The organism is Psychrobacillus sp. NEAU-3TGS (genome assembly GCF_029955155.1).
Taxonomy (GTDB): Bacteria; Bacillota; Bacilli; order Bacillales_A; family Planococcaceae; genus Psychrobacillus.
In genome coordinates, this window is record NZ_JAPNOZ010000004.1 from 492,497 (window position 1) to 517,544 (window position 25,048).

At 33.6% G+C, this 25,048-nt stretch carries 32 protein-coding genes and 1 riboswitch; of the genes, 7 read left to right on the forward strand and 25 right to left on the reverse strand.

The genetic code is table 11. From position 1 onward, the window contains the following. Window positions 1-1,047: 1,047 nt before the first annotated feature. On the reverse strand, window positions 1,048-1,200 hold the full coding sequence (locus OR571_RS03460) for a hypothetical protein (RefSeq protein WP_282241444.1): 153 nt from the start codon (window positions 1,198-1,200) through the stop codon (window positions 1,048-1,050). A gap of 286 nt (window positions 1,201-1,486) precedes the next feature. Here OR571_RS03460 and OR571_RS03465 point away from each other — a divergent pair, with 286 nt between their 5' ends. Together OR571_RS03465 and OR571_RS03470 are read left to right on the forward strand one after the other, a co-directional pair. Beyond that, entirely contained in the window at window positions 1,487-2,392 is a 906-nt protein-coding gene (locus tag OR571_RS03465) for a sigma-70 family RNA polymerase sigma factor (protein WP_282241445.1), read from the forward strand. Window positions 2,393-2,514: 122 nt separating this feature from the next. Next, on the forward strand, window positions 2,515-2,898 hold the full coding sequence (locus OR571_RS03470; protein ID WP_282241446.1) for a VOC family protein: 384 nt from the start codon (window positions 2,515-2,517) through the stop codon (window positions 2,896-2,898). Window positions 2,899-3,405: 507 nt separating this feature from the next. Here OR571_RS03470 and OR571_RS03475 read toward each other — a convergent pair. The 6 genes from OR571_RS03475 to OR571_RS03500 form a co-directional block, all read right to left on the reverse strand. After that, window positions 3,406-4,869, reverse strand: a complete 1,464-nt coding sequence (locus tag OR571_RS03475; RefSeq protein WP_282241447.1) for a M56 family metallopeptidase — start codon at window positions 4,867-4,869, stop codon at window positions 3,406-3,408. Next, the gene (locus OR571_RS03480; RefSeq protein ID WP_282241448.1) at window positions 4,866-5,228 is read right to left on the reverse strand and encodes a BlaI/MecI/CopY family transcriptional regulator; all 363 of its coding nucleotides are present in this window, start codon (window positions 5,226-5,228) and stop codon (window positions 4,866-4,868) included. The genes OR571_RS03475 and OR571_RS03480 overlap by 4 nt, the downstream gene beginning before the upstream one ends. Window positions 5,229-5,351: 123 nt before the next feature. After that, window positions 5,352-5,516 carry a hypothetical protein gene (locus tag OR571_RS03485; protein ID WP_282241449.1) on the reverse strand — a complete coding sequence of 55 codons (165 nt, stop codon included), beginning with the start codon at window positions 5,514-5,516 and terminating at the stop codon, window positions 5,352-5,354. Window positions 5,517-5,712: 196 nt separating this feature from the next. After that, a complete protein-coding gene (locus OR571_RS03490) occupies window positions 5,713-6,333 on the reverse strand; it encodes an FMN-binding negative transcriptional regulator (protein ID WP_282241450.1) in 621 nt (206 codons plus the stop codon). A 25-nt stretch (window positions 6,334-6,358) separates the two neighbouring features. Beyond that, entirely contained in the window at window positions 6,359-6,874 is a 516-nt protein-coding gene (paiA, locus tag OR571_RS03495; RefSeq protein ID WP_282241451.1) for a spermidine/spermine N(1)-acetyltransferase, read from the reverse strand. A 25-nt stretch (window positions 6,875-6,899) separates the two neighbouring features. Then, window positions 6,900-7,352 carry a MarR family winged helix-turn-helix transcriptional regulator gene (locus OR571_RS03500; protein ID WP_282241452.1) on the reverse strand — a complete coding sequence of 151 codons (453 nt, stop codon included), beginning with the start codon at window positions 7,350-7,352 and terminating at the stop codon, window positions 6,900-6,902. Between the two features lie 171 nt (window positions 7,353-7,523). On the opposite strand from OR571_RS03500, the gene OR571_RS03505 reads away from it, so the two are divergent. The 3 genes from OR571_RS03505 to OR571_RS03515 all read left to right on the forward strand — a co-directional run bounded on the left by OR571_RS03505 (window position 7,524) and on the right by OR571_RS03515 (window position 9,122). Continuing rightward, a complete protein-coding gene (locus OR571_RS03505; RefSeq protein ID WP_282241453.1) occupies window positions 7,524-8,090 on the forward strand; it encodes a YczE/YyaS/YitT family protein in 567 nt (188 codons plus the stop codon). A gap of 204 nt (window positions 8,091-8,294) precedes the next feature. Next, window positions 8,295-8,393, forward strand: a riboswitch (guanidine-I (ykkC/yxkD leader). A gap of 73 nt (window positions 8,394-8,466) precedes the next feature. Then, complete coding sequence (locus tag OR571_RS03510) at window positions 8,467-8,808, forward strand: DMT family transporter (RefSeq protein ID WP_282241454.1); 342 nt, start codon at window positions 8,467-8,469, stop codon at window positions 8,806-8,808. After that, complete coding sequence (locus OR571_RS03515; RefSeq protein ID WP_282241455.1) at window positions 8,808-9,122, forward strand: DMT family transporter; 315 nt, start codon at window positions 8,808-8,810, stop codon at window positions 9,120-9,122. The genes OR571_RS03510 and OR571_RS03515 overlap by 1 nt, the downstream gene beginning before the upstream one ends. A 232-nt stretch (window positions 9,123-9,354) precedes the next feature. Here OR571_RS03515 and OR571_RS03520 read toward each other — a convergent pair whose 3' ends face one another. From OR571_RS03520 to OR571_RS03550, 7 genes are all read right to left on the reverse strand, one after another. After that, window positions 9,355-9,825, reverse strand: a complete 471-nt coding sequence (locus OR571_RS03520; protein WP_282241499.1) for an SAM-dependent methyltransferase — start codon at window positions 9,823-9,825, stop codon at window positions 9,355-9,357. Window positions 9,826-10,100: 275 nt separating this feature from the next. Further along, on the reverse strand, window positions 10,101-11,108 hold the full coding sequence (locus tag OR571_RS03525) for a DUF4179 domain-containing protein (protein WP_282241457.1): 1,008 nt from the start codon (window positions 11,106-11,108) through the stop codon (window positions 10,101-10,103). Continuing rightward, window positions 11,086-11,628 carry a sigma-70 family RNA polymerase sigma factor gene (locus OR571_RS03530; RefSeq protein ID WP_282241458.1) on the reverse strand — a complete coding sequence of 181 codons (543 nt, stop codon included), beginning with the start codon at window positions 11,626-11,628 and terminating at the stop codon, window positions 11,086-11,088. Before OR571_RS03530 ends, OR571_RS03525 begins: the two co-directional genes overlap by 23 nt. A 221-nt stretch (window positions 11,629-11,849) precedes the next feature. After that, window positions 11,850-12,239: a hypothetical protein gene (locus OR571_RS03535; protein ID WP_282241459.1), complete on the reverse strand. Its 390-nt coding sequence runs from the start codon at window positions 12,237-12,239 to the stop codon at window positions 11,850-11,852. A 170-nt stretch (window positions 12,240-12,409) separates the two neighbouring features. Beyond that, a complete protein-coding gene (locus OR571_RS03540) occupies window positions 12,410-12,883 on the reverse strand; it encodes a GNAT family N-acetyltransferase (protein WP_282241461.1) in 474 nt (157 codons plus the stop codon). 225 nt (window positions 12,884-13,108) lie between these two features. Further along, entirely contained in the window at window positions 13,109-13,630 is a 522-nt protein-coding gene (locus tag OR571_RS03545; protein WP_282241500.1) for a GNAT family N-acetyltransferase, read from the reverse strand. Window positions 13,631-13,726: 96 nt separating this feature from the next. Further along, complete coding sequence (locus OR571_RS03550) at window positions 13,727-14,164, reverse strand: GNAT family N-acetyltransferase (RefSeq protein ID WP_282241462.1); 438 nt, start codon at window positions 14,162-14,164, stop codon at window positions 13,727-13,729. A 468-nt stretch (window positions 14,165-14,632) separates the two neighbouring features. Between OR571_RS03550 and xerA the strand changes: the two genes are divergently transcribed. Beyond that, a complete protein-coding gene (gene xerA / locus OR571_RS03555; RefSeq protein WP_282241463.1) occupies window positions 14,633-15,472 on the forward strand; it encodes a site-specific tyrosine recombinase/integron integrase in 840 nt (279 codons plus the stop codon). Between the two features lie 84 nt (window positions 15,473-15,556). Here the strand turns inward: xerA and OR571_RS03560 are convergent, their stop codons facing one another. Both OR571_RS03560 and OR571_RS03565 read right to left on the reverse strand, forming a co-directional pair. Continuing rightward, the gene (locus OR571_RS03560; RefSeq protein ID WP_282241464.1) at window positions 15,557-16,072 is read right to left on the reverse strand and encodes a hypothetical protein; all 516 of its coding nucleotides are present in this window, start codon (window positions 16,070-16,072) and stop codon (window positions 15,557-15,559) included. 122 nt (window positions 16,073-16,194) lie between these two features. Further along, complete coding sequence (locus OR571_RS03565) at window positions 16,195-16,482, reverse strand: DUF1871 family protein (RefSeq protein ID WP_282241465.1); 288 nt, start codon at window positions 16,480-16,482, stop codon at window positions 16,195-16,197. Window positions 16,483-16,909: 427 nt separating this feature from the next. On the opposite strand from OR571_RS03565, the gene OR571_RS03570 reads away from it, so the two are divergent. Further along, window positions 16,910-17,326, forward strand: coding sequence for an RDD family protein (locus tag OR571_RS03570; protein ID WP_282241466.1), 417 nt, complete (start codon window positions 16,910-16,912; stop codon window positions 17,324-17,326). A gap of 22 nt (window positions 17,327-17,348) precedes the next feature. Here OR571_RS03570 and OR571_RS03575 read toward each other — a convergent pair whose 3' ends face one another. The 9 genes from OR571_RS03575 to OR571_RS03615 all read right to left on the reverse strand — a co-directional run bounded on the left by OR571_RS03575 (window position 17,349) and on the right by OR571_RS03615 (window position 25,024). After that, window positions 17,349-18,071 (reverse strand): serine hydrolase domain-containing protein, encoded by a 723-nt coding sequence (locus OR571_RS03575; RefSeq protein WP_282241467.1) that lies wholly within the window; start codon window positions 18,069-18,071, stop codon window positions 17,349-17,351. A gap of 404 nt (window positions 18,072-18,475) precedes the next feature. Further along, complete coding sequence (locus OR571_RS03580) at window positions 18,476-18,955, reverse strand: NUDIX domain-containing protein (RefSeq protein ID WP_282241468.1); 480 nt, start codon at window positions 18,953-18,955, stop codon at window positions 18,476-18,478. Window positions 18,956-19,131: 176 nt separating this feature from the next. Further along, window positions 19,132-19,308: a hypothetical protein gene (locus OR571_RS03585; protein WP_282241469.1), complete on the reverse strand. Its 177-nt coding sequence runs from the start codon at window positions 19,306-19,308 to the stop codon at window positions 19,132-19,134. 15 nt (window positions 19,309-19,323) lie between these two features. Further along, the gene (locus OR571_RS03590) at window positions 19,324-19,545 is read right to left on the reverse strand and encodes a YolD-like family protein (protein ID WP_282241470.1); all 222 of its coding nucleotides are present in this window, start codon (window positions 19,543-19,545) and stop codon (window positions 19,324-19,326) included. Then, on the reverse strand, window positions 19,546-19,698 hold the full coding sequence (locus tag OR571_RS03595; protein WP_282241471.1) for a YolD-like family protein: 153 nt from the start codon (window positions 19,696-19,698) through the stop codon (window positions 19,546-19,548). A gap of 389 nt (window positions 19,699-20,087) precedes the next feature. Further along, complete coding sequence (locus OR571_RS03600) at window positions 20,088-21,524, reverse strand: YfcC family protein (protein WP_282241472.1); 1,437 nt, start codon at window positions 21,522-21,524, stop codon at window positions 20,088-20,090. A gap of 39 nt (window positions 21,525-21,563) precedes the next feature. Further along, window positions 21,564-22,763 (reverse strand): M20 metallopeptidase family protein, encoded by a 1,200-nt coding sequence (locus tag OR571_RS03605; protein ID WP_481900354.1) that lies wholly within the window; start codon window positions 22,761-22,763, stop codon window positions 21,564-21,566. Between the two features lie 65 nt (window positions 22,764-22,828). Next, window positions 22,829-23,974, reverse strand: coding sequence for an aminotransferase class I/II-fold pyridoxal phosphate-dependent enzyme (locus OR571_RS03610; RefSeq protein WP_282241473.1), 1,146 nt, complete (start codon window positions 23,972-23,974; stop codon window positions 22,829-22,831). A gap of 27 nt (window positions 23,975-24,001) precedes the next feature. Further along, on the reverse strand, window positions 24,002-25,024 hold the full coding sequence (locus OR571_RS03615; RefSeq protein ID WP_282241474.1) for an ornithine cyclodeaminase family protein: 1,023 nt from the start codon (window positions 25,022-25,024) through the stop codon (window positions 24,002-24,004). Window positions 25,025-25,048: the final 24 nt, after the last annotated feature.

The window sequence follows — 25,048 nt, forward strand, 5'->3', positions numbered from 1 at the left end:
ACTCGATTGAAAATTACCTTTTCTTCATTAATTTCTTCTCTTTTGGTCGATTTTCAATCGTTTTTGCGTTAATCCTTCTTGTAACAACCTCAAGTGAAAATATAAAACAGCCAAAACCCTTGTCCTATAAGGGTTTGGCTGTTTCAAATAAAGATGTAAATTTGCGTTAAAAGGATACATGAGAAGCACCCCTATCCAAAACACACAATAAAACGTATACTCCACTAATTCAAATTAGTGGAATATACGTTTTATTTAGGTTTAGTTTGTCCAATTTTATTATAATTATCCCTATTCAACTAAACTGTGGCTTTAGTTTAAGTGTAACATTTCACAATGCATATCTGAGATCAACTTAATGTTTTGGACATTAAAATAGACCATCTATATGATGGCCGCATTTTGCTAAAGCACCCGTTAGTTGAAGAACTAATTTTATAACTTCCCTGTTTGTATTGACTGTCATTAAAATTTAAAACGGGTTTTCACCTCTAATAAACGGAATAAATACTATATAAATTGAACTGATGAAAAGAAGCCAAAAAAAAGTTGATGTCCGCCGTTGGTAATAAAAATTACTTTCGTTCATAATCAATAATCCAACAATCAGCGTGTATAGGACAAATAAAATATAAGATACTCCGAACCAATTAACCCAAACATTCCCTGTAAGTAAAATTCCATAGCTTTTATAGACATTTTTAAGTATATGTACTGTAAATATAAAGCCGATTGCTAAGAAAGCAAAAATCTCAATCAATATAACAACAATTTTTTTCAATTCATTCAAAAATTATCAACCCCTGATTAAAATGTTCTTAATCCTACTTATATTCAGTTTGCATATAGAGTATGTCCTTTTATAATTCCCCTTCATCACACTGTAATTGTTAAAACAAAGTAGTAATTTGTACTAAGGATGCTTTAATCCTTACTTTAAGTAAAGCACCCGTTAGTTGAATAAGTAAGTTGCCCTTTTGGTCGTAAAATATTATCGTCCATGCAAGTTAGTCCTCTTCTATAACTATGCTATAAGAAATATTAAGCTTATGCCAAACCCATCTTTGGAAAAGTTCGTCTATTACTTTTTTCTGCTTTATCATCCATACCCTCGTCAATACCTAATTTTTCAAAAGTGAATCTTTCTACCACTCTTGAATCTTTATCTTCTGTACTAAATAAAGTAACTGTTTTCCCCAATTTTGTATCCCCCCTTTAGTTCAAAAAGAAAAAAGGCTTTACTCCTTCTTGGAGTAAAGCACCCGTTAGTTGAATAAATATCTTTTTTCTATTGCACATTTTGTTCGTATTGTGTATTATCACCCTCCCTAATTTAGTCTTTCTTGCTATTGCTTTGGAACAAATTTTAGTATCTTTATTTTTTTTTACTAAGCCGTATAATTTTTCTATTCTCAAACGTCTATTTATTGTAAGTACATTAGGAGGGAAATTATATGGAACTAAGTAATAACATTAACAAGGTTTTTTGGATGAAGCTCGAAAATTAAGATATGAATTTGAAGAAATAGTTTTAGTATACTCATCAGACCTGTGGAACTATTGTAAATATGTAACTGGTTCCGCTTGGGATGGCGAAGATCTTTATCAAGAGACAATGATAAAGTCCTTTGGATTACTACCCCAACGTTGGAGTGAGATTACTGATAAAAAATACTATCTCTTCAAAGTTGCAACAAACACCTGGCTGGACCAATGTAGAAAGCTCAAACGTGAAATAGGAACTTTAGATGAAGTACCTGAGCCAAGTCTTGATTTTTCAGATCGTCTAATATTGGAAGAGATTCTAATATCGTTGGAGTCGAATTTGACCATTAAACAAACAGCAGCATTTCTACTATTGGATATTTTCCAGTTTAGTGCAGATGAAGTAGCTGGGATTGTCCAAAGCACTCCAGGTGGTGTATATTCTTCCGTTCAACGTGCGAGAAGAAAAATAGCTTCTTTGGATTTTTCAGAATCAAAAACTAAAATAGATACACAAAGTCATAACGTAACCATTCAAGCATACTTAGAAGCCTTTAATAATGGAGATTTAAATAGTATGTTAAGATTATTTAGTGATCAAGCACAAAATGAAGCGTTCTTTGGATTCCAGGAATTCTCTAAAGAGGAGATGCGAAAAGGTTCTCTAAGATTTGGATTGCCTGGCCATACTGCTATAGAAATAGAACTTTGGGGTAAACCAGTTATTATTGTGCTAACTAATAATGACCATAGTCCTGAAATACATGACATTCAAATACAAGAGATTGAAAACGGTAAAATAGTAAGCCATAAAAGTTATTTTTTTAGGAAAGAATTTATTTTAGCTGCTGCTGAAGAACTTGGAATAAAGGCACAATTAGTAAAAACACCAGTAAGTTGGAATTAATTATTTTGAAATGTCAAAAGACCTCTTCGGTTCTTTCTTTCAAAGTTTGTTCATACTGCTAATGTTTTTCTTACGATTTGTTGAATTAGTAAAAGAAAATATAAACAAAGGGTGGAATGTTAATGAATTCAATCGCTTCTCCAATTACCTGTAAGGTAAATAATGTTTTTATCCATGTTAGTGACTTAGAAAGGTCTGCAGAATGGTACAGCAAACTACTTGGAATACCCTTTAATAAGGATAATGTTTCATCTCCTGTTTACAATATCCCTATTACAGCTGAGACTGGACTTACTTTAGACGACCATACTTTCGATCCGAGCTTTATACTAAATCCTTCAAACCATGTTTTATTTAATTTCTTCGTCAAAGATATTGATGAAGCATACAAATTTATCAAAAACAATGGAATAACAGTTGTTAGAGAAATAGAGCGTATTGGTGATTTTGCCTATTTTAACTTTGTGGATTTAGATGGAAACGTATTAATGATCTGCAACTGTTAAGAATTTTTGAGCAAAGGTTAGATTTATCTACCATTGCTCTTTTTTTATTTCTCAGTTTGAGTCAAATGCGAAATAAAAAGAATGGAATTTCATATCCCTTCTTCAACTAAACTGCGGCGTTAGTTGAAGAAGGAAGTTGCGCTTTATGCCCCTAAATTGTCTTAATTTACTTATTCTTCACCATTCATAATCCGAACAAGACGAAGGTTTTTCTTAGATATAGTTTCATAATAGGAATTACTTACTTAGATCTACCTGTCACTTTTGGAGGTAATTTGCACTTTTTTTGAGAGTTATTTTGCACTATAAGGAATAGTGTCACGAAAATCGCGTTTACAACGCTAAGGAAATCACAATATAAAAAAAACCAATTCCCCATAATTTAAATTGGGAAATTGGAAATTGGACATATCATTACTTCGAAATATCGTCTATTAAAGAAATAAGCATTAACGCTATGAGATCCATTAAAGTATCCCCTGCAGGGCATATTTTAAATGATAAACGTTAAGGGGCGTTATTGGTTTCACTAAACGACAGGCTTTCAAAACGATCGATCAATTGTCGCAGGCTTGTTTCGTCTGTGGCATAATGTCTGACATCCTCTCCAATCAATTTGTCTGCCTGTTCTCTTGTAAACGTAAAGGTATTAACTACACCATCGTTTTGGTCTGGGCTATCAACAATCGAATACGTTATACTATCGACGTTATCAATCAGACTTAAGAGGAGAATGGAATTACGATAATAAAGTTCGCTATTTATTTCAGCCTCATCTTTCCCGGGAACAGGATCATTCATTATATAATTGGCAGTTACACCATAAGGCTGAGCCGTTGTTTGAAGTGCCATCCCGTTCCATTCAAGACCTGTTGGTACGGGCATTCCGCCGAGGAGACCGCCTACCTTACTAGCGTTACCTACATATAGAGTTTTGTTCTCCATTAGCTTTTCTATATTATATCCAGAATATAATGACTGCAAGGTTTCCTGCTGCAGTGCTTGCTGCAAAGGCTTGGGATTGGCTGTACATCCTACAACTAATGTTACAATAACGAGCATAAAAGCTGCCCTCATCCTTTTAGAAGGTTGGCGGTACGTAAGAATATTTTTAATTCTTGCCTTCACATTGCTCTCTCCAAAAGCAAGTGGACTACCGGTTAGCAAGCCTTTCTTACTAACAGAAAGCGTAAGCAATGAGGTCGAATAGCTTCCTTTAATCTGATGCCCCATTTTGTTAACGACACTTTCATCGCAGGACATCTCCATGTCTTTACTCATAAGCGCATAAGATAACCACATTAGCGGATTAAACCAATGAATGATGAGGACCATAAATGCAAAAGGTTTTATCAAATAATCACGTCTCGTGATATGAATTTTCTCATGTAGTAAAATGTAAGACAGCTCATGATCACTCATGCCGATTGGGATATATATTTTCGGTTTCAGAAAACCGCAAACAAAGGGTGTGTCAATCTGGTCAGTCTCATAGATATTATCCTTGACAAGTGTTGCCGTTCGGACCTTAACTAATATTTTCAAATACGACAGAATGCTAAAAAGCAAAAGAATGACTATACCTGTAATCCAAATTAAACTTCCAATCCACACGATGATTTGCATGGGGTTTGCGCTCGCCATCTGGGTAGACCCTGGAAGGGATGAGTTTATAAAATGGCTTATCTCCTTAATTCCAATATCCACAACTGGATTTTTCTGCATCCCAATTTCTTGGGGTACAAATTCAATGAAACCTGTGCCAGTTTTCTTCTGGAACTTTACAAAGCCTAACACACTTAAGCTTGAGGTAAAACTAACAGGGGTGATCAGTCGGATGGCTACGGCTGCCCATAGAATATAAGAGAATATTTTAGGAGCTCGTCTCAAAAGAAATCTCACCATGATAACCGCAAGTGCAACAAAGCTTGCAGTAATGCTCATATTAAGGATTACAAGAAACAGATTCATGATTTAGTTGCCTCCTCAATAATTCGTTTCAACTCTTCGGCTTCCTCATTAGAAATCCCCTTTCCACCCAGAAAAGCAGTTAAAAACTGCGGTAAGGATCCATTGAAGGACTTTTCAACAACCATCTGACTTTCGTATTTCTGCGCGTCCTCTTTTTTAACAATGGATGTGACCGTTGCTTCCTCGTTTTTAAGGATTCCCCGTTTACATAACTTTCTTAAAACAGTATAAGTCGTGGACTTTTTCCAGCCAAGCACTGCTTGGCTTAGCTTTACAAGATCAGTAGAATTAATAGGTTCGTTATCCCAAATCAGGCAAGTAAATTTGTATTCGGCATCGAACAATTTATACGGCTCCATTCTGACAACCCTCCCCATTGGGTTTATTGAGATAAACCTCTTGTTGATTAGTTTATTGTAATAAACCCATCTTGTCAATAAACTGAAGCTTTTAACTTTACAACTTTTTATAAAGCGAAATTTTTATACCATGTAACCTCTTTGATCAATAACTGGGAATACAATAATGTCCTCTGTTGTGACATACATTCCTTTTACTTCTGATTTGGCTTCTGATTTAACAACAACTTGCGTAAGAGTAAGAAAAATAAATAAAAATCCTAATAAGACTAAATATCGCTTAACCATCAAGATTCACCTCAGATTTATGTTTACACCTTATTCTTCCCATATTGTTATTTATTATTAATCTAACCCGTACCTTTAGTTCAATAAGAAAAAAGGCTTTACTCCTTCTTGAAGAAAAGCACCCGTTAGTTGAATAAGAGATTGAAAACTCCCCTAGTAATCCCGCTATCTATAGAGTTTATGAAGTTCACCTTCATCATCCTGGATATTCTCGGATTTTCATTGTTTTGGCTAATGCCATTGCATTTAAATCTTTCTCCTTACATAGTTCTTCAAATATGTGCTGATAATCCTTTTTATTACGATTTTGACTCAGTTTATAGGCAGCCTGAACTTCCTGTACTTTAATTTTAAAACCCACAATTCCTTTTAGTTCTTTTTCCAGCAATTCAGGAGATAGCTTATCCCATAGAATGGGATTCTCACGGTGGTTTTCGTATTTTTGCAGTAAGCTTTTCAGGTCCTGTTCTAATTCATTACCGGCCAAAATACTAGCCTTTCCATATATATGGACTGCTTGATAGTTCCATGTGGGGACATTTTCTTGTTCATACCACGAGGATGAGATGTATGCGTGTGGTCTCTGAAACATAACCAATACTTCTTCAGTGGTCTCTAATGTGTGCCATTGGAGGTTCCCATAAGCCATATGCCCCGTTATATAGAATGCACCTTCTTCTTGCAGCAGCTGCAACGGCAAATGAGTCGCAATTGGTCTCCCATTTTTTGTCGTAACAAGCGTTCCAAACGAATTATGTTGAATGAATTCCCGAATCTCGTCAACATTGGTGACCTTGAAATATTTTGGGATATACATGATATTCCGCCTTTCAAAAATATTATTAAAGTATTTTGGTCATGATCAAGTCCACTTGCTCATCATCGCCCATATAAAAAGAGTGAGCGCCCGTTTGGACAAACCCTTTTTTCTGATAGAAAGCTATGGCATTTTCATTTTCTTCCCATACGCCTAGCCAGATTCTCTCTTTCTTCTGTACTTTCGCTATTTCCACTGCTTTATTCATCAAGTGCTTCCCTAAACCATGTTTTTGGAATTTCCTCTTCACATAAATTCGCTCTACTTCAAGTGAGTCATCACCCATTGCTTCCGATTGGGCATCATCGATATTTGTTTTCAGGTATCCAGCGACTTCCTGATTATAATAAATAAAATAGAATTGCGAAGCCGGATTGACCAATTCTTTTTCTAGTCGGGTTACATTATATGCCTTCTCCAAGTATGCATTAAGGTCTTCAGGTGAATTCTGGTCCTTAAAAGTCTCGGTAAATGTTTCTACACTGATGGATTGGAGGTAAATTGAATCTTCAAGGGTACTTTTCTTTATCGTCATAGTCATTAGATTAGACAGCTCCTTTATATAATTAGTAATTTCTCTTGTTTCCTTTTTTAACAAATTCCCAGTCTTTTTCGATGTTTTTTCTGATCCGCAGCAATAAATCCAATGTGATTTCTGCTTCTTTTTCAGAAAATCCTTCCAAAGCAACAAGATTGGAGTAATCATTTTCTCTTTTAATAAATGGGTAGACCGTATTCCCTTTCTCCGTTGGATATAGCTTTTTAATCTTTTTGTTGTCCCCATCAACTTTCCTCTCAATAAAACCGTTTAACTCTAGTTTTTGGATGGCACGAGTTGCTGTGGACCGGTCCACTTTAATCATCTCCACTAATTGTTCTTGGATGACTCCTGGATTTTCACATATACGCACAAGGTACAAGTACTGGCCTTTTGTTAGATCAAACTCTTTGAATTCAATGTTGCTGATTGAATCTAAAGCCCTAGCAATCATGCCGATTTCACGCAGAATTTCTATCATAAATAAATCCTCCATTAATATTTTTGTTGCAAATACAACAAAAAAGGTCTATATTCATTTTAAATCATATTTGTTGCAATTGCAACAAAAATAATCATATAAAGGTTGATTTTTATGAGATATATTTTTTAGGTTATAGGAATTTTACTGTTAACCCTCGGGATTTCATTCATGATACGATCGGATTTTGGAACGTCACCATTTGATGCCCTTTTGGTAGGACTGTCCATAAATGCGGGGCTTACAGTGGGGAGTTGGGAAATAATAATTGCATTGATAGTAATTAGTTTCAATTCAATTTTAACAAGAAGAAGACCAGAAATATTAGGGTTGTTAACAGCAGTTATAACGGGTATAGGAATTGATATGTGGCTTTTTTTATCGCACAATTTGATAACACCTGAATTATGGTACAGTAAGGTCTTCTGGTTTGGAATTGGCTTAGTCGTTACAGGTTTAGGAACCGCAATTTATTTGAAAACGAATTTTGCACCGATTCCTATTGATCGACTAACATTGATTATTCAGGAGCTAACTGGGAAAACGATATTTTTTTCGCGGACCTTCATTTTCCTCGTAATTTTGATCATAGCTATGCTTTTCAATGGACCAATTGGCATCGGAACGATTATGACCGTCTGTTTTGGAGGGCTGATACTCAACTTTTTTATGTATCATATTGGAAAAGTTTTAGAACAGGTACTAATTTATAAGGATACAGCCTCAAATAACAACTAAGAACAAAACCATTCAATATAGAATGGTTTTACTTGTCTTTATATCTAACCAACCCCGTTAGGTCATTAAGAATAAGAGCTGCCGGGGAAGCTTGATGAACTTTAACTAAAGCACTCATTAATTGAATATTATAGATTATTCTTTTTGATAATCTAAGATTGAATAAGATTTAAAAATGTGTATAATACAAGGTAACTATATACCTTAAATGTTTTCTAGGGTTCCGCAACTCTCCATGTTGGTCTGGTCCGAGAGAAAACTCACAGCTCTGCTGTGTCACGGAAGGATAAAAGCCTGGGAGAAACTGTTTTTTAACAGTTTTCTCTTGGGTTTTTTTGTTTTTATGGGAAAGAATAAAATCGGAGGTGTCAATTAGATGAATAAAGACTGGATTAAAGTATTTATTGCTGCTTTCTTTGAAATTTTTTGGGTTATTGGTTTAAAACATGCAAATGACTTTTGGACTTGGGTTGGAACTGTTATTGCTATTATCGTTAGTTTTTCTTTAATGATTATGGCTGGACGAAAACTTCCAGTGGGAACTGTATATGCAGTTTTTGTTGGTATAGGTACAGCAGGAACTGTCTTTTCTGAATTTCTATTCTTTGGAGAACCATTTAAAGTAGAAAAGGTACTCTTGATTTTACTTTTATTAGCAGGAGTAATTGGCTTGAAATTAGTTACAACAGACAAAGTTCAGGAAGGAGATGAATCCTAATGGCATGGATTTCATTAATCTTAGCAGGTTTATTTGAAATGTTTGGTGTTGTCATGATAAATAAACTACATAAAAATCGTAATTGGCAAGCATTAGTACTTTTGATTCTCGGGTTTGGAGCGAGTTTTATTCTTCTTGCTTATTCAATGAAAACACTTCCCATGGGTACGGCTTATGCTATTTGGACAGGAATTGGTGCGTCTGGTGGAGCAATTTTAGGTATGGTTTTATATGGTGAATCAAAAAACTGGAAAAGACTTGTTTTTATTGGCATGGTTTTAGGTGCCGCAGTAGGTCTAAAACTCGTCTCATAAAAGAAATTTTAGATTGTCATCTGAAGAAGAAAATTTATTTTATTAAGTAAATTTTTTTCTTTATATTTGTTCCCTTATTCAACTAAACTGCACCTTTAGTTCAATAAGTAAAAAGGCTTTACTCTTCTTGAAGTAAAGCACCCGTTAGTTTAAGTACAATATTTCACAATCTAGTTTCGATCTTCATTTCAATAAACGATCAAAAGTTACTTTTACAGAGTTTATGAAATAATTACTTTAAATCCTCCCAATAATTTTCCATCAAAGAGAATGACCACTCTGGTTGGCTTACTTCATCTTTTGGCAGAAATTCTTTCATTACTGGCTTAATGTCGATAACCGGAGTTCCGTCTAATGCATCTAATCCCTTAACTATTAATATACGTTGTTTTTGTTCAACAAGTTCAACAATAGTTACACCTAATTTATTTGGTCTATTTTTTCCTCTTTGAGCAAATATTCCAACCTCGGGATAATCTTTATTGTTTCTTGGATGTCTTGCTTCATACTGAATTTTATCATCTGATACCTTATTAAAGAAAAAAATGATTTCTAAGTGTGAGAACTCATTAATACCTTTCAATGAAGAATCATTGATATTTTCCGCTAGTTCAATTGTAGATATGATTGAACCCCAATTATCATCCAAGATATCTTTTCTAGTATTATTTACAAAGGCAATTGGTTTGATAGAATACTGCATTTGTTCCATCCCCTCCTATACATACTTCTTTAAGAAATAAGGTTCATTTTTTCATCTTTATCATAACAAGCACAATTCTCAAAAGAAAATATAGAATAATTATACATATCCATAATTTTATCTTATTGAACTCTCCTCATCGTAGAAAAAGCTACCCTTAAAGGCTAGCCACTTGTTTACTAAAGCACCCGTTAGTTTAAGTGCAATCCTTCACATTATTCGTATAACAACAAATTCGACACCTTGAACGATTGAGGATATTACATTATCACTAGTTAATTTAATTCAATTGTAATAGGATCGAAATCAATTCGTTTATTATCACTAGTATTACTTACATGAGCGAAAGGGGAAAATGTAATGGATGTTGCCTCTGGGTCAAGACCATGAATCGTTGCATTCCACGTGATATCTTCACTCGAATCACCATCCTTTGTACCAGTTCCCCCATTATAGGGTACTTTATATTTATTGCCCAAATTATCAATCGCACTTAACTCAGCTTCTACAAAATCCCATCTATCATGAATAGAAGGTTCAACGTCTTGGATATAATTAATCGTTAAGTTAACATTCGTTTTGACTGCGTCGATTAACTCAACCGATACACCATCTTGATGACTTACTCGTTCATTAATCGCGATATGTTTTCCTTCTAGTTTGTTTAAAGAGAATTCAAAATGCCAGTCCCCTGCAATTGTTTGGTCTTCTGAATAAATTTCTTGAGGATTCCAATCTATATTCACTTTGTCTTGTGCCTTATCACGCATAGACAACCTCATCATGCCAACATAGCCGACACCATCCACATACTCTCCTTCATAGCCACCACCACTTACATTAGTTGGCAGGTTTTTAAAAGTTGGGAATGAACCTAAATCTTCTTCTGTTCGTAAAATATATGAAAGGGTTACTGTATTCCCATCGTAAAATGCTTTCTCAATAATTATCTCTATTCCATTGCTTTTTTCAACTAAACCAATATCCGTACTAATTTCCTCATACGCTTGATAATAGTCTTCTTGTAAGATGAAATAGTCGAATGCCTGACCAATAATTGGAATTGAGGTAACAAAGTTAGCAAATGCAGGTGATACGTAAGCAGATGAAACTGTACAAATCGATATTAGCCCCGCGGCTGCAATATATTTAGCCATTCTTTTGAAGGAGAATTTCACTTGCTTCTTCTCCTTTTTAAAAGCGTCTGACAATATAGCATCTAACTCTTTAGAAGGAACAGGAATTTCATTAATTGCCTCTTTAAATCGGTTTTTTTCGTTCATCTATGTACACTCCCTTTAATGTTTTTTTTATTTTTGTTAGCGCCCTCTTACTGTTAGATTTGACTGTACCAATCGGTTCGCCAAGTATCTCTGCTATTTGCTCAAAAGTTAAATCCTCATAATATTTTAAAAGAAGAACTGTTTTATATTTTTCATCTAATTGATAAATCGCATCGAGTAAGTCCATCTTTTCATCCGATGTTGCTATTTCGGTGGAGAGGGATTGAAGTTTCAGGTCATCCATTGAAATCACTTTCTTTTGTTTTTCAAGTACACCAAGTGATACATTGATACAAATTTTCATCAGCCATGTCGTGAAATACTTTGGCTCTCGTAACTGATGAATAGACTCTATTGCCAGCATCACTGTTTGCTGGAAAACGTCTAAAGCATCCGCTTCATTACGAACATAACTATAAGCAGTCCTATAAAGTTTCTCTTTTTCTTGTTTAAGTAAAAACAACAGTGCTTCTTGATCCCCTCCAATAGATAGTTTCACTTTCTTTTCCTTATTCGTCATCTTTTTTTCACCATCCTATCTATTAGAGAGCGTACCATACAAAAAAGATGCACTTTTTGAAATAAAAAAGAACTATTCAAATGAATATGTCCTTTTTAATAAATTTTCATTAAATATTTTCCTTATTCAACTAAACTGCCCCGTTAGTTCAATAATTAAAAGCTACCTTTACAGGCAGCCACTTATCTAACTAAAGCACCCGTTAGTTGAAGAAGACTTGTTTACCCTTCAACGATTGCAAGATATTTTTTGATTTCTCCTTCAGATTCAACAATTAAAATATCTCCTCTTTCTTTGGTGGAAAAAATCTTTGCACCTACAGGAAGTTTATTCGACATCTCATCTCTAAAATCTTTATTTGCATCATTTTTTGTTTTTATTTCACCGATTTGAACATCTTTTGTTAAAGACAATTCTTCAACCCAATCAATATTAGTTTTGTAGATAACTCCATCATACTGAAAAATATCCGCATCAGAGTCCAATGTTAAAACTTCTTCAGCATCAATACTATCAATTGTTGTTACTGTAGTTGTTTCTCCTTCATTGGAACACCCACTATTCATAAATAACGTTAATGCAATCAGGACATAAAATAACTTTTGAACCAATGTAATACCCCCTTTATACATATAGTCGGAAATACTCTATCATAAGTTTCATCTCCAACTAAACTGCCCCTTTAGTTTAAGTCTAACATTTCACAATGATGGCCATATTTTGCTAAAGCACCCGTTAGTTGAATAACCCAAATTAACAAACACCAATAATTTTTATATACCTACAATATTTTCTTTAATATTAATTCATCATTTAATGGAATTCCTTCATTTCCTATTAAAGGTATTGAAGGTTTTAAATTTCGTGCTTTATTTACACCATTAGGAATAATAGTTGTAATTCTGTAACCTCTTTTTTGATAAAATTTTAAAGCATTCAAATTATCATTTGTTGTTACTAAACTTACTACTTGTAATTTTTTCTGCTTTGCAATGTTTTCTATTTTTTTCATTAAAGAAGTGCCTATTCCCTTTCCTTCTTGGAGACTATCTAATGAAATAACCTCAATTTCATCATCTTTAATGACATAAGTAACCAAACCAATAATCTGATTATTTTCCTCGAAAATCAAACCATTTAATGTATCGCATTGATAAATACCAGTGGAAATTACCATTTCAGGACTTCCCCAATGTGCCTTAAAAAAGGAAACGATTTTTTCTCTATTTTCTACCGTTATCTCTTTAATACTCAATTGTATTACCCCATTTCTCCCAATCATTTATTGAAGATTATTTATATAATATTTTAAAATATTTAAACAAATTATTTCATTACTTCTTCTACTAAATGCCGCGTTAGTTTAAGTGTAACATTTCACAATACACACATGCGATCAACTTAATGTTTTGAACAAAAAATAGACCATCGAATTGATGGCCAGATTTTGCTAAAGCCCCCGTTAGTTGAAGAAGAATAATTAAAATATATTCCTTACATCTTCCCAACCATATACAAGTTCGGAAAATTTCTTTCCTCCAATCTCCACTTCAACAGTATCTATTTTTCTACCTCCAAGTGATTCATAAAAAAGACGAGAACTATTATCTTTTAAGACAAGAACAAGCATAGAGTTTAATCCCATTCCTTTAATTTCATCTATGACTGGTTTAACAAGGGCTTTTCCAATACCTTTACCTTGATACTCTTTTAAAATATAGATAGCGTATATCTCTCCATCGTACCCATTATATTTACTGCTTCTTTCTTTACCGCCTTTAGAAAAACCAACTATTATTCCCTCATGGTCTGCTACATAAACACCTCCATTCGGAATCGCATTGGTCCACATTTTTTCACGACTTTCATACGAAAGACTACTTAAATATTCATCAGAAACTATGTTGGCATATGTTGTTTTCCAACTGTTTACATGTACTTTAGCTATTCCTTCCGCATCGCTTAAAATTGCTTTTCTAATTTTAATAAACCCGTTATCCATTTGTTTCATCCCTCCATAAACCTCTTTAACAATAAGAGCTATCTCCTAACCAGCCTTGTTCTACTAAAGCACCCGTTAGTGAAATAAGATAATTATTTATAATGGCAAACTCATAGAAACTGTTCTTATGTTAAAGCCCAATTTTTCGTAAAGTTTAATAGCTGGATTCCCTGCAAACGCACTAAGACGAACTTCAGAGTATCCATCTTTTCTTAGATGGTCAAATGCAGTTTTCATTAACTGTTTAGAAACACCATTTCCTCTAAATTGTTCTATAACAAACAGTTCATAAATAAATCCATTCATCTTGTCAGTGAATTGGTCTTTACCTGCACCTACAAGAATCCATCCCATTAATTTTTCGTTCTCTGTTGCTATTAAATAATAGCTTCCCTTTTCCAGTAATGGTACAATAAGACGTTTAATTTTTTCATTTGTAGGTTTTACTTCACCCAATGTGCCATCAAATAAAGCTTGTGGAGAAAGTAAAATAACCTTTTCAAGTTCAGAATCATTAGGTTTTCTAATATCCATTAAAAAATCAGTCCTTTCTATATCCTTTTATAAAAACTTAGCATAGTAGTATCAAGCGATTAAAACATAACTAATTTCTTGTTCAACTAACCTGCCCCTTTAGTTTAATAATAACTAGAAAACAGGAGGTACCGATGTGCTACATCATGCTTTTTGATAACTTGCAATGAATTAGCTACCCAAAAAAGTATTGTAATGATTGCAATAGTATATATGTTAGGATCTATATCTGAAATAATAGTATATAAAGTCAGAAACCCAAGAAACATAGCCATACTACTAATATTTGTACTTGTAAAAAGTTTAGAAAATACTTTCAATTATAACACTCCACTTTAGTGATTTACTTGTTATTGTCTTTATATTTTTACTAAACTAACCAGCACGTTAGAAAAATACACCCTATGTCTATAATTCTATTAAGTTGGCAATAATCCTTTTAATAGTACTATTTTAGGGGGAATGGATTTGTTACTCTCAAAAGCATGGGCTTCGTTTGAAGCTGATAAGCGAATAGAGGGCTTTTCGCCACAAACGTTGAAAGCCTACCAGTTACAGTCTTCGCTACTAATTGATTATTTTAATGATGTGGAGATGACATTGCTGGATACAAATCAACTAAAGGAATATCTTGCTATATCCTGTAAGCATTTAAAACCAGCCAGTCTTGCACATCGTATTCGCTTTATGAAATCATTTTTTCGTTGGTCTCATGAAGAAGGCTTTCTTAGTAAGAATCCAACTTCCAAGATTAAAGAACCCAAAATAGGGAAACGGATACCCAAGTACTTAACCGAACGAGAAATTGAACACCTTCGTGAATCCTGTCATTCCCCAATTGAAAAAGCGATTTTTGAATTCATGTTTTCTACCGGTTGTCGAATTGGCGAAATAGTTTCCTTAGAAAAGAACCATATTAATTGGTCCAATCAATCCGCGATCGTGAGAGGAAAAGGCGATAAGGAAAGGGAAGTTTATTTTAATACACGTTGTGACATATGGCTTAAACGCTATATGGAAAGCCGTAATGACCATAATCCAGCAATCTTTGTGACAGCAAGACAGCCACATAAAATGAGTGTCGCCCAAATGCGATACATCATCAAGCGGATTTCCAATCGTGCGGAAATTAATAAAGAAATCCATCCACACCAACTTAGACACAGCTATGCAACTCATTTGATGAATAATGGAGCTCCTATTGAAGTCATACAAAGTCTTATGGGGCATGAGAAAAGTGAAACAACTAGGATCTACGCTCAATTAAGCGGAAGGCTTAGGAAAGAGTATTATCAGAAATACTTTTAAACATAAAGGAGCAACGTCATAATGACGTTGCTCCTTTTGACTAACGCACCCGTTACTTCAAGAAGAAAAAATCATATGTGATTATTAAATTGGCCCACCTTCAAATCCAACAGGCCATCCATCGTCTTTAAATTTTACTTTATACTGAAACTCAAAGGTATCCTCATAAATAAAAGCTAAACTAAAACCTGAAAATATATGATCGTCAAAATTAACTATATTTCCAAAACATAAAGTCGATAGATAGTAGTTTTTCATTTCTTGATTAGGAAAGAACTTCTGTAAATAGTTTAATGCACAGCTTAGATGTAGATGAAGTTCGCCTAATATTTTTTCCGCCATTTCGATAATCTCCGCATCAGGCTTTTTATTATTTCCTTGAATAATAATTTCTACATCTTCCCATTCTCCGATATTAATACTGTATAACCATTGTTCCTGAATGAGATACTTCTCATTATCGTATATAGGGGGATTAACTAGGTTAGTTTTTTTAATTTCATCTTTATTTAACGGTTTAGCAAGAATAAGATTTTTATGCAAAATGTCTTTAATATTAGAGACAATATATTTAGATTTGTTTAATTCAATAGAGCTCATTTTTCACCTCACAAAGTAAATTTTAACATTATCCTTCCTCAACTTGACCTGCACCTCTAGTTCAAAAATGCTTTCACCTTCTTGAAGTAAAGCACCCGTTAGTTTAATAATATTGCTTTTGATTAATATTGTTTTTTAAAGTTTGGAAATTTTTTATTATAAATTTTGTCCCAAATTTTTAATGCACTTGGATAACAATTATTAATTGAAGGTATTCTACTTCTACTCCTCGAAAACATTTCATCAAAGACCTCATGTATCACTACAGCTAATTTTTCAACAGATGCAGTTGGTAATCGCGATACAATGCGACTTATTTCTGGATCATATTCATCCTCAGATGAGAAACTTAAAATATTCATCGGGTCCCAATCATTAATTACTTCTTTTACAATTTGGTAGTGGTTCATAATATCCCTTTTTCATAATGTATTTTTAGTGATTAATGCTACACCCATATTTAGCTAACCTGCTGCTTTAGTTTAAGTGTAACATTTCACAATGCATATCTGAGATCAACTTAATGTTTTGGACGTAAAAATAGACGATCTAAATGATGGTCTTGTTTAGGTAAAGCACCCGTTAGCCATCCATGTAGTTCAATATAATTGCTACACCACAATGATATTGAAGTAAGTCATTGTATACCCCAGAAGATGCATATGTTGTAATTGTCACTTGTTTTTTTTGTTCAGTTACATCAAATTCGATATTCGCTTTTTTACAGCATTCAAGTCTTGTACCAACTGTTTTTCCACATTTAGGTTTTTCTTAGTCTTTACCTAAACTCAATGCTTCGTAAAAAGACATTAACGCTTAAACAAGGAGGATTAATAATTGAGTAGAAATCCAGCTGGCTTTTTTATAAGGGTGTCGGCGTTTATTATAGATTATTTCTTGATATCTACAATTTGTGGAATCTTAATTTACTTCATTTACAAGGTATACCCTATTAAACCAACTAGTGAATTAACTTGGAAGTTATTTTATATTTCGTACTTGACTATTACACCTGTATTTTGGGGCGGATATGTAATTGGTAAAAAGATATGTAATATTAAAATTAAACGTTTTAAAGATGATGAAAACGTAACGATTTTTAATATGTTTTTGAGAGAAGTAGTGGGTAAACATATCCTCGCCTTGGTTACTTTTGGAATGTCAGGAGTTGCTAGTGTATTTATGGTTATTCTTCTAGAAGATAAAAGAGCAATTCATGATCACATTAGCGGTACTTATGTAGAGAGAAAGTAAGTAATATTTGCTTTCCAAAAGGCTATGTTAAAATATTGAAAAATGAGCTCGAAGAAGCATTTCCAAGTTCATTTTTTCCCGTCTTTTCACCGTTTTTGTTGTGACCACAAGAAAAGTTTTGTCTATCCACTCCCAACATTGTTGTATTGAAATGGCTATTTGCCATTCCTAATGGTTCAAATATTTGCTCATTCGTAACTTGATGAAACGGTTTTTTCGTAACATCTTCTATAAGTTGTTGAATAATACAAAAACCTGCATCAGAATAATGGAATTCACTTTCTGGTTCACACTTGACGTCAATAGGAGTTTTACAATATAGAGTTTTCCCCTCTAATAGTTCAACCATTGAAGGAACACCTATTTTCGAGTTCAGTTCAGGAAAACTACCTTCAGGGTCTTTAATTCCAGATTGGTGACTTAGTAAGTTCCTTAATGTCACTTTTTTATTTTTAGTAAAACCATTTTCTGATACTTTCCACGATTTAAGATTTTCATTCACATCATCATCTAAATCAAGAAGTCCTTCCTCTACTAGCTTCATTACAAGTATTCCTGTTAAGAACTTACTAATTGAACACGCACTAAAAATAGAATCTTCATTTGCTTTTCTATTGCTTTCCACTTCTAATAAGCCGTAATTAACTGTTCCACTAATTTCACCGCCCTCAAGCAATGTAATACTTAAACCTTGCACATTGTAATGTTTCATTCGTTCTTGAATGTTAATGTTTTTTAATTTCACAATTATCCCCCTTGTTAGTATTATCAAATAAATTATAACGCGAATATATGTTCTTTTTATATTTATTTGTAAAATAAATTTCTCTTCAACCAAAATGCAAACTTATATAAAAAAACGGTGGACAATTTTCAATTTCTAGGTAAAAACAAACCTCGTATCTTGAGCTTATTTTTGCTCAAAATTCGAGGTTTTATCTGTTTACCGCTATTAATTTTCAAATTAAAGATTGATTATTTCAGAAATCGAATCTTCAACTCCTGCTCCTTTAGTTTAAGTGTAACATTTCACAATGCATATCTGAGATCAACTTAATGTTTTGGACATAAAAATAGACCATCGAAATGATGGCCATATTTTGCTAAAGCACCCGTTTGTGGAAGTAAGGAATTAATTCCCTTAACATTTCACCTAACTGCTTGAATTAGTTTATGTTCTTCGATTAATTCAATGTTTCTACCGTTAGAAGTGTAACTCTGTAAATAAGAACCGATATTTGCATACATTTCAACATTTTGTAACTCCGATATAGGTAGCCATTTAACATCTATTTGATTCGAGTCTGGATTTTCTGGAAATTTTGGAGTCGTGTAGTTTATTATTTTGCATTCAAACATCATAACTAATGTATGTGTTTTTCCAAACTTTTCAAGGTTAAGATGTGGTGTATATTCATAAACAAAGGCTAAAGGACCTACTTCTACATCGATACATGCTTCTTCTTTGGCTTCTCTTTTAACTGCATCAGTAATAGATTCATTTGGTTCTGTTCCACCTGCTGGTAAATCATAGACGATACCTCTTATCGGGTCATTATATACTGTTAATAATATATTATTATTTTCTATGATAATTGCACCTGCTCGCACTCTGATATGAAACTGCATTTAATAACCCCCTATATTTAATTCCAATAAGTTACATCGATGAAAATGCACTTGAATAATTTATATAATTCAACGTAAAATAATAAAATCCTTTTTTTCTTATTCAACTAAACTGCTGCGTTAGTTCAATAAGAAAAACTGCTATTGAAAACACAATTAAGCAACCACCTTCCGAATTAACGGTTGGTGGTTTCTCTTTCATCTAGTATACGGCAATATTCTGCCACCTCATCAATACCTTCATCGGGCATATGTAGTAGTTGTTTCAGTGTATCCATTACCTTTTCGCGAGGCATTTTCTGCATCAAGGCTTCAATTAATTGATTAATTTCTTCTTTTTGCTCAGTCTCCATTTATAACACCTCAACCTATTCTAATACAGTCACATCCACAATTACATCCAGGTTATAATTGTGAAGTCCAAAAGGATCATCAACTTCAATTGTTCTATTCTTAAGATCAACATTCTGAATTATACCACCACGAAGAATAAATTCTCCATCTCTCCACATCTTTATTGTTACATCACATTTTCGTTTTATAGCTATGTTTATTGTTTCTTCTATTGCATCTAAATCCCACTCATTCAATTATGGACGTGGTATTTTCGATTGTTCTTCATTATAATTTCTAATTAACTTCAAATGTTCTGGAAGCATCATGGCTACCCACTTTTTATTCCCTCGGTCACGTACATTTGATAAGTCCAATTGATGTTCCATCATTTTATCGAAATGATCCATCAGAAAACATTCCTTTCATACTTGGCTTGAAGAACTAATGCAAGTACATTTTCAATTAAAAAACCTCTTCCGCTATTTGCTTATGAAATTTTTATTCACAAACTCATTTTATCCTTCCCTCTTCATTATAAGAACATAAGTTCTACTTTATAATGTGTAGTTAGCAACAAATTAAAAAGTCCTACTCTAAAGAGAAGGACTTAAAATTATTTTAGTTTGCTTTAGATTGTGATCATTAAATAAAGCACGTTAGTTGTAGAAGAATTAATAAGTGTTTATAAAGTTTTTGCTGAATTCCCAGTAGATAGCGTATTTTGCAAGAACATATTTTGTAAAAACAGAACAAACTGCTACTCTCTGATATAAGTACCAATTTTATAGATTTCAGATTAAAATGGACCATATTGAATAAATTGTGCAATTAATAATGTTACAATAGCACAAATTAGTTGAATAACGAGAAATGGGAATAACCATTTTAACCACTTACCGTACGCAATACCAGTAATCGAAAGTGCAGCCATTAAATAACTAGAGGTTGGGAAAATTAGATTTGTTATACCATCTCCAAATTGATATGCAAGTATAGTAGTTTGTCTTGTTACCCCTACTAAATCTGAAAGCGGTACCATTATAGGCATAGTTAAAGCTGCTTTCCCACTACCCGAAGGAACAAAGAAATCTAAGACCATTTGTATAATGAACATCCCTAAAGGTGTAAACATTGTTGGTATTTGAGAGACTATATTCCCTGCGTGGAATAGGATTGTATCCATTATTTGACCTTCACTAAGAACAACTAATATAGCCCGAGCTACACCTATTATTAAAGCTGCTTCTAGTAGCTCTTTCGCTCCAACAACAAAATTTTCGGCAATTGAACTCGGTGCTAATTTTCCGGCAAAACCAACTAATATACAAAATAGAAAAAACAATCCCGCTAAATCTTGAATAAACCAGTTGTATTTCAAAACACCAAAAATAAGAACGATAAAATTTAATACAAAGAAGAATAAAACAAATTTATGTCTATTATCTAACTTAAAGTCATTATTAACTTTTGCTCTCTCATTTTGCGGAGCATATTTTCCATAGTCTCCGAGTTCTGGATTTTTCTTAACTTTTATTGCATAACGATAAACAAAAATGACAGCTAAAGTATAAAGAACTAACAATAATATCAACCTTAACCCGAGACCCGAGAATATCGGCAATTCAGCAATTTCTTGAGCAACACCTACTGTAAAAGGGTTCATAACGGCTGCTGTAAAACCTACCGAAGAACCGACTAATATAATTGCTAAACCGGTCATCGTATCAAATCCCAAAGCAATAACAAGAGGAACTAAAATTGGAATATACACTAAATTTGATTCAGCTGCTCCTGTCAAAGCTGCAATAATTGCGAAGAAAAGCATTAAAACAGGAATTGTTAATTTTTCATGATTACCTAATTTCTTTGATAGCAATGTTATTAATGCATCAATGGCACCAGTCGCTCTCAAAATACCGAAGTATCCTCCCATTAATAATACGAAAAATATTACCCCACCAGCTTCTACCATTCCATTGGGAATACTAGTTACAAGTTCAAAAAGTCCAACAGGAGTAGAATCTTTATATTGAAAGGTACCTTCTTGAACAACAGTTCTCCCATTAATTTCCACTCTTTCAAAAGTTCCAGCAGGTATTAAGTATGTTAAAATTGCCGAAATCACTACAATGACAAACAACAATACAAAAGTATTTACACCTTTCTGTTTTTCCTTTTCTTTTTTGGGAGGTGTATTCTCATTGTTTATTTCTGCTTTTATGTTTACAGACATATTTAACCTCTTCTCTTTTATATTTTTTTAAAAAATGAATCAAATTAAATTATAAGATTTCTCATTACAAAGTAATTTCATCGTTGTAGCAACAAACATCTCTACCCCTTTTCCTAATGTGTCTTCATCAATATTAAAATTAGGATGATGATGCGGATAATTTGTCGCTTTTTCTTCATTTCCTATTCCAATAAAGAAAAAACACCCAGGTGCAACTTTTTGATAAGCAGAAAAATCCTCCCCAGCTAAAACTGGCTTAATTCTAGTGATTGACTCATCTCCAAATATTTCCCTTGCAATTTCTTCCGTTACTTTTGTTACTGATTCGTCATTTATAACTGGATCAAAGCCAAGACTATACTTAAATTCATAAGTTGCCCCATGAGCTTCTGTAATGCCTTTGATTATTTTTTCTATTTTCCCAGACATGGTTTCTCTCAATTTAGGGTTTATCGTTCGAACATTTCCATTTATTTCTGCATTTCCTGGAATAACATGCCACTTACTCCCCCCTGAAAAATGAGTAATTGTAACTACCACATTTTCAAATGGATCTGTTCCTCTTGAAACAATATGCTGTAAATTGTTCACCACTTGTGCTCCAATAGTGATACTATCAATCGTCTCGTGCGGTAATGCGGCATGTCCACCTTTACCATTTATTGTAATAGAAAAAGAATCCGGAGATCCCATCATTGGCCCATAACATATACCAATCTTACCGGTTTCTAATGGTGACCAAAGATGTATTCCGTATATACAATCTACCCCTTCCATTACTCCCGCTTCAATCATTTCTATGGCACCACCAGGTGTCATTTCCTCAGCATGTTGGAAAATAAAACGAACCTCTCCATTTATCTGATCCTTTACACTTGATAATATTTTTGCGGTTCCTAATAACATCGCAGTATGTCCGTCATGGCCACATGCATGCATGACACCAGGATTTTGCGAAGAATATTCTAATTCTGTTGTTTCCTGAATAGGTAGTGCATCAATATCTGCACGAAAGGCTATAATTTTTCCAGGATGTCTACCGATCAATTTAGCCATTACGCTTGTTGGTGTAGGTCGTGATACTTCTAAATTACCAAAAGTCAAAAGTGTGTCATAGATAAATTGCGATGTTTTTACTTCCATATAAGATAACTCGGGATTTTGGTGTAGATACCTTCTCCACTTGATTAAATCATTCATTAAATTATTATTTATTTCGTCCATTATTGAATTAAACAAACAAAATCCCCCTTTTTAAAAGCATCTCATTTCCGTCTTCATCAATTCCCAAACAACAATTTTACTTAAACTGTTGTCACGTTCTTTTCAATTTTAAGATTTGCAAAATATTCTCCTAGTACCTCGAGTCCAGTCTCTAACGTTTTGGGATCGCCAAAAGCATAACCAATTCGGAATGAATGTGGGATTTCGAAACAATCACCGTGGCAGAGTGCTACACTTGCTTTTTCAAGTATATCCTTACACAACACATCACTTGGAATATCAAAGTCATACTTAACAAAAATAGTAGTACCACATTGTTCATAATTAGCGCTTAAATACGGTTGTGTTTCTAGCCATTTATCAACAATTACTTTGCTTTCTGAGACAATTTCTCTGTTTCTCTCTAATATTTTTTCGAAATGTTCGAAAGCGATTGCTGTAATTAATTCATCAAATACACCATTACAAATTGTGTCATAAGAACGTCTATTTTCAAGTCGGTCGTAAGTTTCTTTATCTCTCGTCACTATCCAACCTACTCGCGTACCAGCCATAGAAAATACTTTTGATGTACTGCTTGTTACAATTCCCTTTTGATACAGCTCAATAATCGATGTCATATAACCTTCATTTAAACCTCGGTAAATTTCATCACAAAGTACATAAGCATCTACACTTTCAGCGATTTTACAGATTTCTTTAAGCATTTCTGCTTCAATAAAGGCACCTGTAGGGTTATTTGGATTTGATAAAGTAATCATTTTTGTATTCTGATCTACTAAACTTCTTAATTCATTCAGATCTGGAAGATAACCATTTCCTTCCTTCAACTCTAGATACCTTACTTCAGCACCTAGTGATTCTGGTATTGAATAATGCTGCTGATAATTTGGTACTAATGCAATAACATTGTCCATTGGTTCTACTAATTCAGTAATGACTAGATTATTAGCTCCCGTTCCACCATGCACTGTTAAGATCATATCTTTAGTAACATCTTTATACATTTTGCTTATTGCTATTAAAAGTCTCTCAAATCCGAAAAAGTGACCGTAATGAAGACTCATTTTCTGTAGTTCTTTTGTGAATTCATTTACATCCTTTCCGATAAATTCAAATAACTCTTCGACAGTAAACGCTTTTACACAACTTGAACCCAAATTATATTTCGCATCCTCAACGATTGGGTTTAACCATTTTTCTAATTTAAAATCCTTAATATACATGTTTAACTCTCCCTTGGAATTTATTTTTTAGATTTCAATAAAAGTTCCTAAACCTTTTTCCTTTGCTAAATCTATTGCTACTTTAGCAGTAATTAGATCCAATAAAGCAACACCCGTAGTATCATAAATCGTAATTTCTTCATCAGAACTTCTTCCAGTTACTTCTCCTTCAATAACACTTCCAATTTCACCAACAATATCAAATTCAGTAACAATCCCCATTTTGATAGGGATCTCTAATTCACCTACTTTCATGCATTGGGGGATATCATCTACAAAGATGCGTGCGCCTATAAAAAGCTCAGGGTCAATTTCTTGTTTGCCTTCCATATCTGCACCAACACAACTAAAATGTGTTCCTTTTTTCACCCATTCCTTCTGTATGATCGGACTTTTTGAACGAGTGATTGTTATAATCACATCACTATCCCCGACTGCTTCTTTCAAGTTTTCAACAGCCTCAAATTGTATAGTTTCGGTAACATCTATTCCAAATTCCTCTTTTATTTGACCGACAATAGAAGTAACAAATTTCAATTCCTTATCCTTATTACGTGGGCTTGCAATTCTTACCCTATTGATCTTCGGCATTAGTAGAATAGTTGCCGCAATCTGATATAACGCCTGATTACCTGTTCCTAAAATTAATAAGTTTCGAGAATTTTCTCTAGCTAAAATTTTTGCTCCAATTGCTCCTGCTGCTCCAGTTCTCATACAGGTAATATAAGATGCATCCATCACACCTAATGGAATGCCGGTGTTTGAATCAAATACCATCATCATTCCATTAAAAGTTGAAATTCCTTTTTCACTATTAAGAGGAAATGAATTCAACATTTTTAACCCATGCAATTGCATTTCCTTCACATAGCCGGATTTTATGTCCATAACCCCTTCCTCAGGGATAAAATCATAGGCTACGTGCGGCCAAACTTCTGTTTTACCTTGGGATTTCAACTGGTATACAGCCTCTACACCTTTGAAAACTTGCTCCATCTTTAAAATTTTCCTTATTTGTTCACGGCTTAGTATATAGATTTCTATCGTCACCACACCCTTCCCTTGCTAAAATCC

What these genes read in the sequence shown, in the direction of transcription:
- OR571_RS03520 (WP_282241499.1), bottom strand. Translation starts at nt 9,825, where the DNA reads ATGCAGTATTCTATCAAACCAATTGCCTTTGTAAATAATACTAGAAAA.
- paiA (WP_282241451.1), bottom strand. Translation starts at nt 6,874, where the DNA reads ATGACTATGACGATAAAGAAAAGTACCCTTGAAGATTCAATTTACCTC.
- OR571_RS03525 (WP_282241457.1), bottom strand. Translation starts at nt 11,108, where the DNA reads ATGAACGAAAAAAACCGATTTAAAGAGGCAATTAATGAAATTCCTGTT.
- OR571_RS03565 (WP_282241465.1), bottom strand. Translation starts at nt 16,482, where the DNA reads ATGAACCACTACCAAATTGTAAAAGAAGTAATTAATGATTGGGACCCG.
- OR571_RS03500 (WP_282241452.1), bottom strand. Translation starts at nt 7,352, where the DNA reads ATGATAGAAATTCTGCGTGAAATCGGCATGATTGCTAGGGCTTTAGAT.
- OR571_RS03505 (WP_282241453.1), top strand. Translation starts at nt 7,524, where the DNA reads ATGATACGATCGGATTTTGGAACGTCACCATTTGATGCCCTTTTGGTA.
- OR571_RS03595 (WP_282241471.1), bottom strand. Translation starts at nt 19,698, where the DNA reads ATGGATCATTTCGATAAAATGATGGAACATCAATTGGACTTATCAAAT.
- OR571_RS03485 (WP_282241449.1), bottom strand. Translation starts at nt 5,516, where the DNA reads ATGGTTAAGCGATATTTAGTCTTATTAGGATTTTTATTTATTTTTCTT.
- OR571_RS03475 (WP_282241447.1), bottom strand. Translation starts at nt 4,869, where the DNA reads ATGAATCTGTTTCTTGTAATCCTTAATATGAGCATTACTGCAAGCTTT.
- OR571_RS03600 (WP_282241472.1), bottom strand. Translation starts at nt 21,524, where the DNA reads ATGTCTGTAAACATAAAAGCAGAAATAAACAATGAGAATACACCTCCC.
- OR571_RS03560 (WP_282241464.1), bottom strand. Translation starts at nt 16,072, where the DNA reads ATGAGCTCTATTGAATTAAACAAATCTAAATATATTGTCTCTAATATT.
- OR571_RS03510 (WP_282241454.1), top strand. Translation starts at nt 8,467, where the DNA reads ATGAATAAAGACTGGATTAAAGTATTTATTGCTGCTTTCTTTGAAATT.
- OR571_RS03470 (WP_282241446.1), top strand. Translation starts at nt 2,515, where the DNA reads ATGAATTCAATCGCTTCTCCAATTACCTGTAAGGTAAATAATGTTTTT.
- OR571_RS03585 (WP_282241469.1), bottom strand. Translation starts at nt 19,308, where the DNA reads ATGGAGACTGAGCAAAAAGAAGAAATTAATCAATTAATTGAAGCCTTG.
- OR571_RS03515 (WP_282241455.1), top strand. Translation starts at nt 8,808, where the DNA reads ATGGCATGGATTTCATTAATCTTAGCAGGTTTATTTGAAATGTTTGGT.
- OR571_RS03490 (WP_282241450.1), bottom strand. Translation starts at nt 6,333, where the DNA reads ATGTATATCCCAAAATATTTCAAGGTCACCAATGTTGACGAGATTCGG.
- OR571_RS03550 (WP_282241462.1), bottom strand. Translation starts at nt 14,164, where the DNA reads ATGGATATTAGAAAACCTAATGATTCTGAACTTGAAAAGGTTATTTTA.
- OR571_RS03480 (WP_282241448.1), bottom strand. Translation starts at nt 5,228, where the DNA reads ATGGAGCCGTATAAATTGTTCGATGCCGAATACAAATTTACTTGCCTG.
- OR571_RS03545 (WP_282241500.1), bottom strand. Translation starts at nt 13,630, where the DNA reads ATGGATAACGGGTTTATTAAAATTAGAAAAGCAATTTTAAGCGATGCG.
- OR571_RS03610 (WP_282241473.1), bottom strand. Translation starts at nt 23,974, where the DNA reads ATGTATATTAAGGATTTTAAATTAGAAAAATGGTTAAACCCAATCGTT.
- OR571_RS03530 (WP_282241458.1), bottom strand. Translation starts at nt 11,628, where the DNA reads ATGACGAATAAGGAAAAGAAAGTGAAACTATCTATTGGAGGGGATCAA.
- OR571_RS03580 (WP_282241468.1), bottom strand. Translation starts at nt 18,955, where the DNA reads ATGCAGTTTCATATCAGAGTGCGAGCAGGTGCAATTATCATAGAAAAT.